Below are 9,940 nucleotides of genomic sequence, written 5' to 3'. Positions count from 1 at the left end.
AATTGGTCACTGACTTCCCACGGTTTGGTTCGGGCCATCTTGGTTTCTCCTTTGCTTGGGGGATTCGTGTTCCTTTCCTTGTTCTTGATTCTATCATCTCCTTCCACGTTTTCGGATAAGTTCTGAAGGGTGGTTCCTACGGATGGCTCCACTCGCCCCCGGTTCTCCTTCCTGCCTCCTTTAGTCTTTTTTAACGGCTTCGAGAAGTTCGCGTAAGAAGAGTTCAGCATCGGTTACGAGGCCAGCGGCCTGGAAACTGCCACGATCGGAGAGCTTGGTAACAACCGACTGGTTGATATCAATCACAAAGGTACGGACCCGTGCCGGTAACAGATTGCCTGTGGCGATCGCATGGAGCATCGAAGCGATCATAATCGCCATCTCGACACCCTGGACTTCTTCACGCATCAGCCCCTGCGCTACTTGCATATCCGAGATCACGCCCGGCATTGGACCGTCATCACGCACTGAGCCAGCCAGTACCATCGGAATATTGTGCTTATGGGCTTCATACGTGATCCCTTCGCGCAACAATCCGACTTCGATCGCTTTATCAATCGAGCCTACCCCACGTATGGCGTTGATAGCCTGCAAGTGATGGCGATGTCCACCTTCAACCTGATCGCCACTCTTTAAATTGACGCCCAGCGAGGTGCCGAACAAAGCTGACTCCACATCATGGGTAATAATGGCATTGCCGCCAAAGATAACCTGTACATAGCCCAGACGAATCAGCTCAGCCACATAGCGACCTGCGCCGGTATGAATGACGGCGGGACCCAGGACAAAGAGGATTTTGCCCTGGCGCGCTCGTACCTCTTTCATTTGTTGGGCAATATTGTGGATCGCACGCACCTTGGTTTTCTCGGATGAGACATCGCTCTGCATAAAGGCAAAGGTATCGCGTTCGCGCTCGCGTTCATAGGCCTGGACACGGATACCACCATGTCCGATGACTACCTCATCCCCGACCTTCACATCGTGCATAGGACGGCAATAGGCGCGTTTCTGAGCGCGATCAATCACTACTGCGACGTCCATCTCAATCTTTTCAACGGTAACCCATTGACCTTCCAGGCGTACCTGAGTGGGAAGATTGGTGGTTGAATAAAATTTCGCGGGTAGCACGCCATCCTGCTCGACCGTATGTGTATGAACATCATCGGCCTGCATCATGACTGCACCAAGTTGCTGGAGTTGGGAAATAATCTGTTCGAGGATCTCATCGTTGGGGGCGGAAACCTTCAGGCGTACATAACTGGTATCGTTCTTGGTAGCGCCTACCTGCATTTCCTCAACATCAAAATTGCCACCGCGATCCATAATCGTATCCCAGGCACGAGGTAAGGTGTAGGAATCGATGATGTGACCACTCATTTCTATGACTTCATGTACTGTGTGCATGTATCGTTCTCACTTTTCGTTAAAAAGGTACAGACGTGAGCCTTGTGATTGTTGCTGCTTAGTGTATGCGGGTCGATGCCGAATGTCAATGTACATTCGGCCCGCATGTACCGCGTCTCTCTGCTATTTTCCATAGCCGACGGGGCAGATAGGTTGGTAGATACAGGCGCGGCACTTGGAGGCTTTTTGCTTTTGTAGTGCGGGCGGCATCTCGGCGCTACAGAGGTCCATTTCTTTGAGCAGGCGAATGATTTTCCGGCGCAGGGCGGGAGTATATTCGATGGTGAAGTCGCGGTCGGTATAGCGGAGCAGGCCGTGGGTTGGTGGTTCTTCGGCGTACTCTTCCAGGATCAAGCAGTAGGTTGCGACTTGCAGGACATGATGAGGCTCGGGCGTCATGGTATTCTGGGCGATTGGTTTGATATCCACCGGGAAGAGCAGATTATTCTGTAATTTCACTACATAGGCTGGTCGAGCAAGCAGAGGATAAATATCGGAGGTCAGGGCTTCGCCCAGACTGTCTGTATTTTCATAGACTAACTCACCGGGTGGCAGCCCGAGGGCTTGATGATGTGCTTCGATCAGGCGTTCACGCTGGACGCGCCGTTCATTAAAGAGCAGCAAGAAGCAGGCGAGGGAGAAGAGCAAAAGGCCAACTCCACTGGCGAAGAGAAGCGTGATCGGCGTCCATTTTGCCGAAAGTGTCAAAACACTCAGCAGGATTCCTGAGAGCAGCACGAGGAGAATGCCCAGCGCCAGCGTGATGAACGCCAACCGCAACAGCAGGCGTACGCGGGGTTGCTTCTCAACGCTCTCGGCATAATCCTCGTCGCTGTCAGCGCGATATTCGTTATAATCCTCGGCATCGTGTTGCTGGTGGGACGCCTGATACTCCTCACTAAACGCGCCACGACGCACCAGGAGTTGCTCAATGACCTGATAATCAGGGACATTGGGTGCCTGGGTCCCATATTCATGTTCTAACGCAACGAGTTGGGCAAAGAGCGTATCCGTACTGGCATTGACAGCCACATCATATTGCTCGTGCCACCAGACCAGTGGACAATAATCGTATTGCGCCACCTCTTTGGCCGTATAGTTGCGTTGAAAGGTGCCTGGAATGGATTGCTTGCGTTGCGGCATAGCGTTTCTGCTCAGCTTAGCGCTTCCTCTTTTTGTTCTGTATTATCCGCCAATCCCAGGGTATCAGCGATCTCGCTCATTGCCTGAATTACAAAGGTAATATGCTCATTGAGATCTACTCCCAGTTCCGCCGCTCCCTCCACAAGATCGTCGCGATTGACCCCGGCCGCGAATCCTTTGGCCTTCATCTTTTTGCGTACAGAAGAAGCCTCAAGTCCTGCTATTTTATTGGGACGTACCAGGGCGGTTGCTGTCACCATACCTGTAATCTCATCGCAAGCATACAGGCCCTTGGAGAGCAGGTTTGTGCGTGGATTTGTCTCGAGATTGAGATCATTGTGCGCCAGGATAGCATAAATAATGCGTTCATCATAGCCAGCTTCGCGTAGCCATTCTGCTGCGATGCGCGTATGCTGCTGGAGATCGGGATATTCTTCATAATCACAATCGTGTAAAAGACCGGCGATACCCCACAGCTCTTCATCCTCACCATATTTACGTGCGTAGGCGCGCATCGCGGCTTCAACCGAAAGCATATGTTTCTGCAAACTCTCATTTTTAACATGGTCAGTCATCAATATGTAAGCATCATTACGTGTTGGCATATTTTTCCTCTCACTACACACATTCAGGCAGAAATTGTCGCTGTTATCCTTATTATAGCACTCCCAATTTCCCTATTCCATCTTTGCCACCTTTAGCGCGTGGAGAACTGCTACTGACCACATCTTCAGGCTTTACCGGGCGTGCTATGATGGTTAAATAGATCCGGTCGCCTGGGATGAATATTCTTTGATTGATATCCTAGTTTGTCTGAATGAAGGAATGTTTTATGCTGCATATCGACGCCAAACCGCTTGATCTCCAACTCACGACCCCTTTTCGGATTGCTCGTGGAGCACAATATACTGCCTCCAATGTGGTTGTGGAGGTGCGACACGATACCTCTATTGGCTATGGTGAGGCTGCTCCCAGTGCCTATTATGGCGAGAGTGCTGAAACTGTGCTGGCCTGTATCGCTCTCTTTGCGGGCAACCTGGGTGACGATCCTTTTTTATTTGAAGAGCTTAGCCAGCGTCTGGATAAGGTGATTCGCTTGCATCCGGCGGCGAAGGCGGCGGTGGATATGGCTATCTATAGTATTGTTGGTCAGAAATTGGGCGTGCCGGTGTATAAATTACTCGGCCTGAATGCGACCCAAACGCCGCGCACCTCCTTTACGATTGGCCTGGATACGCCGCTTGAGATGGCAAAGAAAGCTTTGCTGGCGCAGGATTATCCCATTTTGAAGATTAAAGTTGGCACAAAACATGATCTTGATATCCTCAAAGCGATTCGAGATGTCTCTGCAGCGGTTATTCGCGTTGACGCCAACGCTGGTTGGACTCCCAGAGAAGCGATCAAAAATATTAATGCCCTTGTCCCTTATAATATTGAATTTGTGGAACAACCTGTGGCGGCCTCTGATTTTGCTGGTTTAAAGCTTATTCATGACAATGTGCCCTTGCCCATCATCGCCGATGAAAGCTGTGTCACCCTGGAGGATATTCCCCGGCTCAGCGAATGTGTGGATGGTGTCAATTTTAAGTTGATGAAAAATGGCGGTATCACCAATGTCCTCAAAATGATCCATGTGGCGAAGGCCCATAATCTTCGTACTATGCTCGGCTGTATGATTGAAAGCTCCCTCTCAATTACAGCCGCCGCCCATCTTACTCCCCTGGTCGATTATGCGGACCTGGATGGGAATTTACTGGTGAATGATGATCCCTTTGTTGGTGTGACGGTTGAGCATGGCAAACTTATCTTGCCTGACAAACCTGGCCTGGGCGTGCGCGCCCGTTCCACTAATGCCTGATTGTACGCTATACGTTCATCGTGGACCTGGTGTTCGCCTGCTTGTTTGTTGGAAGCGTCCTGACAGGTCTGCGGGTGGATAATTTGAAAGGATAGAAGTGTGCCTGATAATAAGGCTGCCAGAGAGAAGGTGGTGGTGCGCTCACCACGCTTACCCAAAAGATGGGAGGCAAAAGATATTGAGGGCGGTTATGTTCAATATCATGAACGGTATGTCTCGCTTGCTCTGAGCGGCAATGATTTCACCAATCAGGTTGCCGTGCGGCCCGCTTTTGCTGAGTCCTCATTCCAGCAGGTTTGTTTGATCAATACTGAGTTTGAGGAGTTGCAATTGGATGATGTGCGTTTTACGAATTGCGATCTGGCGACCGCTAACTGGTATAAATCTGCCTGGCATCGCGTTGAGCTGGTTGGATGCCGTCTGACAGGTTTCCTGGCTGGTGAGGCTACTCTGCAGGATGTTTTGTTTAAGGATTGCTTGATTAGTCTGGCTCAGTTTCGTTTCGCCACGCTAAAGTCCGTGCGCTTTGAGCATTGTGATCTCCATGATACAGATCTCTTAGAAGCCGATCTGACAGATGTGCGTTTTGAGCATTGTAATTTGCAGCAGGCTGAATTTTCAGGTACCCGTCTGGCCGGTGTCGATCTCACTACCTGCTCCATCGATGGGGCTCGTATGGGCGCTAAAGAGCTCCAGCAAGCTACCGTCAATCTCACCCAGGCAATCGCGCTGGTTGAATCACTGGGCATCCATGTCAGGTCCTCTCCCGAAATGTAGGCTGCATCTCATCGGTGCGAGTGTTGCCACCAATATGTTGCTACCAATAGAACGTAGATTGCATCTTTATGATGTGGATTTCTCCTTCAAGGAGGAGTGTGTAGGGGAAAAGTGTGCGGCAGACACAGCGTTGTGTCAAATATTGGATGCCGCGTAGAGTGAACGATGTCCAGGCAGCTCATGGATGGATCATTGTTGCACTCACATTGTAATAATAACACATAAATATACTGATGTGATTTCTTACATAGATGAATAATATATTTAATAATTTATAGTTTATGAATGAAATTATGCACAAAGTAGTATACACTGTTATACACGTTTCTAACATGGTTTCTACAATGTAGAACAATGATAAAAGAATTTATCTTCACTTATTATTTATAAATCAGAATTTTATTTTCTGCTTGTTCTCAAATCAATTCTAGCTAAATCTCTTCTAATACCCACTTCTTCCAGGCCTCATTGTGTTGCTGATCGTTTGCAATTGAATTTATGCTAGTGCCCGCTCTCTCTTGTGAAAAAATGGATAAAATAGCTATAAAATCCTTTTCTTTTGGAGGATTTTTCTGTATTCGACAGTTTTGTTGGTGTTGCTTTGCCCGAAATAGCAGATCTGCTATGGTTAATCTATACAAAATAACATGCGTCCTTGTCAAGGAAATATCAATGAATAGTCCATATTTCTGAAAATTTCCTATAAATTTGTGAGCGATTCATAAAGAAAAACTGAATTCTATAGGACTTTTGTATATATTGCACAAAAGGTGATGATGGAATTGTGTCATATTGGACCTATGAGTAGAGGGCTAATTTTTTTATACTCTACTCAGTACTAAAAATACAATCAAGTATATCAATGACGATCCACCTTCTCCCCAAATAGAAAATTGGTAAATTCCTATTCTCTATTTCATACTCACCGCCGAGTAATTGTTTCATTCCTAACTGTCTGAGTACGTGCTGTCCCTATTTCGGCTGAAAGGACTAATCGCCTTATGACAACACTTGTTCGTTCTACCTGGAAGCGCCTTCGCACTAATTTTAATGATCCTATTCTTCGGCGCAATGTCTCTCTCTACATGGGTGGAAAGTTACTTGGTCTGGCCCTGGTGCTTGTAATAATGCTGCTGGTTATCCCCAAAGCAGTACATGCAGCGACGGGGGCGACGGTACAAACTCCCGAGATCAATGCTATTAATACCGTCTGGACCTTGATCGCAGCTTTCCTCGTTTTTTGTATGCAAGTCGGATTTGTCATGTTAGAGGCTGGCTTTGCCCGCTCTCGTGAAGCTGTCAATATTTTGGTGGAAGGTATTGCTGATACCTGTATCTGTGGCATTTTGTTCTGGGCCTGGGGCTTTGCCTTTATGTTTGAGCCAGGGACGCCATGGATTGGTACCACAGGTTTCTTCCTGAATGGCCTTGGTCCTACCTACCTGACAACCGGTGTACCGGTCCTCGCCTACTGGGTCTTCCAGTTTGCCTTTGCCGATACCGCCTCGACCATCACCTCTGGTGCGATGGTTGGCCGCTGCGGCTTCTGGGGCGACATTATCTACAGTATCGGTGTCACTGGATTTATTTATCCAATTGTTGGTCACTGGGCCTGGGGTCCGGATGGCTGGTTGGCCGTTATGGGTTTCAAAGACTTTGCTGGTTCGACCGTTGTACATAGCATCGGTGGCGCGATCTCACTGGCTGGCGCGATTGCGCTGGGACCCCGCTTGGGACGTGTCTTCAAGCGTGATGGCGGTGGCCCTCCTCCTGCCCACGACCTGATCATCGGTGCTGTTGGTGGTTTGATCCTCTGGTTCGGTTGGTATGGTTTCAATCCTGGTAGCACGTTATCCGCATTGGATATCCAGGGTATTGGTCGCGTCTCATTCAATACCACCATGGCTGCCTGCTCCGGTGGTCTGGTCGCCCTCTTTATCTCTTATGCTCGTAGCAAAAAATGGGATCTGGGTCTGACTGTCAATGGTTTCCTGGGAGGCCTGGTTGCGATTACCTGTCCCTGTTACTGGGTCAGCCCAACGGGAGCTTTCTTCATCGGTATCGTAGCCGCAGTGGTTGTTGTCTTTGGTCTGGATCTGCTGGAGTACCTGCGTATCGATGATCCAATTGGCGCGGTGCCAGTTCACCTGCTGGCCGGTATCTGGGGTACTCTCTCTCTGGGCCTGTTTGCCACGGGTCAATTTGGTGCGCCCACCCCAACGGGTGCAGATACCAGTAGCGTCATCACTGGCCTCTTTTATGGTGGTGGTGTTTCCCTGCTGGGAACTCAGGTTGTTGGTTCTCTCTCTGTTGTCATCGCGACCCTGGTTATCTCGGGATTGATGATGTTCGTCCTTAAAAAGATCGGCGTCCTGCGTATCTCCGAGAAGCACGAGATCGAAGGCATGGATATTGCCGAGCATGGAGCATCCGCTTATCCTGAATATGCTCTGGCTGGTGTCTTGCCCTCTTTGATCGGCCATGAACTCTCCAATGGCGCAGTCGTAGCTGGCTTCAGCGATGCCGTTGCGAGTGTTGAGGAATAACCCCCTTTCCTCACCGCTCTTACACACAAAAAGCAGGATGGCGAAACTATGCTAGCATAGTCTCGCCATCCTGCTTTTTGTGCGCTGCCTCTACTTAAAATGGTTTTCGAGGGCATCTAACAGCGGGCCGATGCCAAAGCGGAAGCCATCGGTTACTGGCAGTCCGGTTTCTTGCTCGACCTGTGTGATCGCTTCACGCGCAGCCTGCTCATCTAAATGATTGGTGATCAAAGAGATTCCCACGACCCGACACTTGCGTTCCGGTTTCAACCAGCTGACAGCCTCTTCATTGATTTCAATTAATCTATTCAAGGTGGGAAGTGGACATTGTGGATAGCCTTCAATGGTTGTCTGTCCGGCCTTATGGCAAAAAATAAGCGCATCGGGCACTGAGCCATGCAGCAGACTGAGCGTTACTGGTGAGTAGCCAGGATGATTAAGGGCCCCCTGACCCTCAACAAAGACCCAATCATTGCTATTCGTGAACTGTAGTACCTGCTCCTCCATCAGCCCGGCGGCGAAATCATTAATCAGGCTATCGACTGGTAATCCATTGTTCGCGATCATCATGCCTGTCTGCCCGGTCGCGACAAAGGCGCTCCTGTGACCGCGTCGCTGAGCCTCCACATTCAAATCCAGTGCGGTGGACATCTTGCCTGAACTGCAATCCGAACCTACCAGCAGTATCGTATGGCTCCCCTCTCGATGGGGAACAAATTCGGCTACTCGCGTCTTTTCCGGTGCCCGACGCACATCCCAGATCGAGACATTGTGTTTCTGCGCGGCTGCTCGCAGTTCCTCATCATCTCCGAGAAAGACATGCAGCCCGCTCACAATATTGAGTCCATGCTCGATAGCATTCAGGATCTGCCAGCGCCAGGAGGCGGGCAATGCACCACCACGAGGAGCGATTCCGATGAGAAGTGTATCCGGCTGATAGGTAAGCGCCTCTGTGATATCCTGCACGATCGGAATCCCTTCTCCGATTGGACGCTGCAATGCGTGCGCCACATCCTGTCCTGCCTGTGTGCTATCGATAACTGCAACCGTTGTGTCCTGTGAATAGCGAATGACGCCAGTAGCCGTTTTGCCATAGTGCCAGCCGAAGAGTCCTTCAGCAAGAATTGCGATTCTACGCATAGTTACGCTACCTCATAGAGAATTGCTATGTATTGCGATATTTCTGCTCTCTATTATATCTTCTGCTGACGAGGTATGTAACAAGGAGCCGATCCAGAATGAGCATTTTCTCATGGACTGTAGACAGAAAACCCGTGCCGCAGGCATAGTTTCTGTTTTATGCATGTCTGCTTTCAAGAGCGGAATACATTCCTTTCAGGAGCAGAATACATTCTTTTCAGGAGCGAAAAATGAAGTGACCATTGTATCATCCGAGCATCGTTCTCGAGTTGTTCACCAATGCGATTGACGGAACAGGAGATATCGGGGCTTTTTTGCACTCCATATTCAATCTGTGTGCTTGAACCAAAGCTGGTAGCTTTAAAGCACGGTTGTTGATGTGGAAGTGCTTCCAGTGGCTGAGCGGTTGCGATATCGTGGAAGAATTTGCTGGTAAGCGTAGCTGCGAGATGGCCTTCACCGCTGCTTTGATTACATACTGTGTAAAGGGCATCATTGTTTGGATAGACATAGATAGTATAAGGACAGGTGTTTGTTGACCCGGAGTTCAGAATTGCGGCTGCATTGTTCGCACGCCCACCGAGCGCTTCCAGCGCACTGATCGAATTCGTCCAGAGCAAGGAATATGCCATAACTCCACCAATAAGTAATGCCTTACGTATTATATTCTTTCTGCTCATTTTATCCACCCTTTCTGCTGATTGCACTTTGTCGATCAGATTGTTTAACAAGATGAACTTTTCCATCTTCTATTTTCAGTATATAAATACAAGAAATTGCCTATCTCGATGCATTTAAGTGCAGAGGAACCAAAAGGGAGCAATCTCACCTGCAGGTAAGATTGCTCCCTTTTGGTTCCTCCTTTATGACATTGATTGAATCCTGATTTTTTCGCTGCAAATCTATATCCCTCCTTGATTCTTTTTATTCTATATTTTCTCTAGCTTACTGTTAGAGAGTGTCAGCCTCCCGTGGTCTCCACAGTCTCTGTGCATGAGTTTTCGCACCTGCGGTGCTCAAACATCTTTTTAGTGTGTAGTGCAGGAAAGGTGCACAGCACCTTTCCTGCACT

8 protein-coding genes are annotated in these 9,940 nt (G+C 49.0%); 3 read left to right on the top strand and 5 right to left on the bottom strand.

Annotation, left to right across the window (positions count from 1 at the left end; genetic code table 11):
* Positions 1–180: 180 nt before the first annotated feature.
* From F1593_RS26220 to F1593_RS26210, 3 genes are all read right to left on the bottom strand, one after another.
* On the bottom strand, positions 181–1,404 hold the full coding sequence (locus tag F1593_RS26220) for an ornithine cyclodeaminase, nickel-pincer nucleotide-dependent (RefSeq protein ID WP_149404518.1): 1,224 nt from the start codon (positions 1,402–1,404) through the stop codon (positions 181–183).
* A 123-nt stretch (positions 1,405–1,527) separates the two neighbouring features.
* Positions 1,528–2,547, bottom strand: a complete 1,020-nt coding sequence (locus tag F1593_RS26215) for a CRISPR-associated protein Cas4 (protein WP_149404517.1) — start codon at positions 2,545–2,547, stop codon at positions 1,528–1,530.
* 11 nt (positions 2,548–2,558) lie between these two features.
* Positions 2,559–3,152 carry an HDIG domain-containing metalloprotein gene (locus tag F1593_RS26210; RefSeq protein ID WP_149404516.1) on the bottom strand — a complete coding sequence of 198 codons (594 nt, stop codon included), beginning with the start codon at positions 3,150–3,152 and terminating at the stop codon, positions 2,559–2,561.
* 227 nt (positions 3,153–3,379) lie between these two features.
* Between F1593_RS26210 and F1593_RS26205 the strand changes: the two genes are divergently transcribed.
* The 3 genes from F1593_RS26205 to F1593_RS26195 all read left to right on the top strand — a co-directional run bounded on the left by F1593_RS26205 (position 3,380) and on the right by F1593_RS26195 (position 7,728).
* A complete protein-coding gene (locus F1593_RS26205; protein ID WP_149404515.1) occupies positions 3,380–4,405 on the top strand; it encodes a dipeptide epimerase in 1,026 nt (341 codons plus the stop codon).
* A 99-nt stretch (positions 4,406–4,504) separates the two neighbouring features.
* Positions 4,505–5,182: a pentapeptide repeat-containing protein gene (locus F1593_RS26200; protein WP_149404514.1), complete on the top strand. Its 678-nt coding sequence runs from the start codon at positions 4,505–4,507 to the stop codon at positions 5,180–5,182.
* 1,001 nt (positions 5,183–6,183) lie between these two features.
* Positions 6,184–7,728 carry an ammonium transporter gene (locus tag F1593_RS26195; RefSeq protein WP_149404513.1) on the top strand — a complete coding sequence of 515 codons (1,545 nt, stop codon included), beginning with the start codon at positions 6,184–6,186 and terminating at the stop codon, positions 7,726–7,728.
* Between the two features lie 90 nt (positions 7,729–7,818).
* Here the strand turns inward: F1593_RS26195 and F1593_RS26190 are convergent, their stop codons facing one another.
* Both F1593_RS26190 and F1593_RS26185 read right to left on the bottom strand, forming a co-directional pair.
* On the bottom strand, positions 7,819–8,868 hold the full coding sequence (locus F1593_RS26190; RefSeq protein ID WP_149404512.1) for an N-acetyltransferase DgcN family protein: 1,050 nt from the start codon (positions 8,866–8,868) through the stop codon (positions 7,819–7,821).
* A gap of 173 nt (positions 8,869–9,041) precedes the next feature.
* Complete coding sequence (locus tag F1593_RS26185; RefSeq protein WP_149404511.1) at positions 9,042–9,548, bottom strand: hypothetical protein; 507 nt, start codon at positions 9,546–9,548, stop codon at positions 9,042–9,044.
* Between the last annotated feature and the right edge of the window lie 392 nt (positions 9,549–9,940).

Source organism: Dictyobacter arantiisoli (genome assembly GCF_008326305.1).
GTDB lineage: Bacteria > Chloroflexota > Ktedonobacteria > Ktedonobacterales > Ktedonobacteraceae > Dictyobacter > Dictyobacter arantiisoli.
Note: the sequence above shows the minus strand (reverse complement) of the source record. Positions and strands in the feature narration are given on the sequence as shown.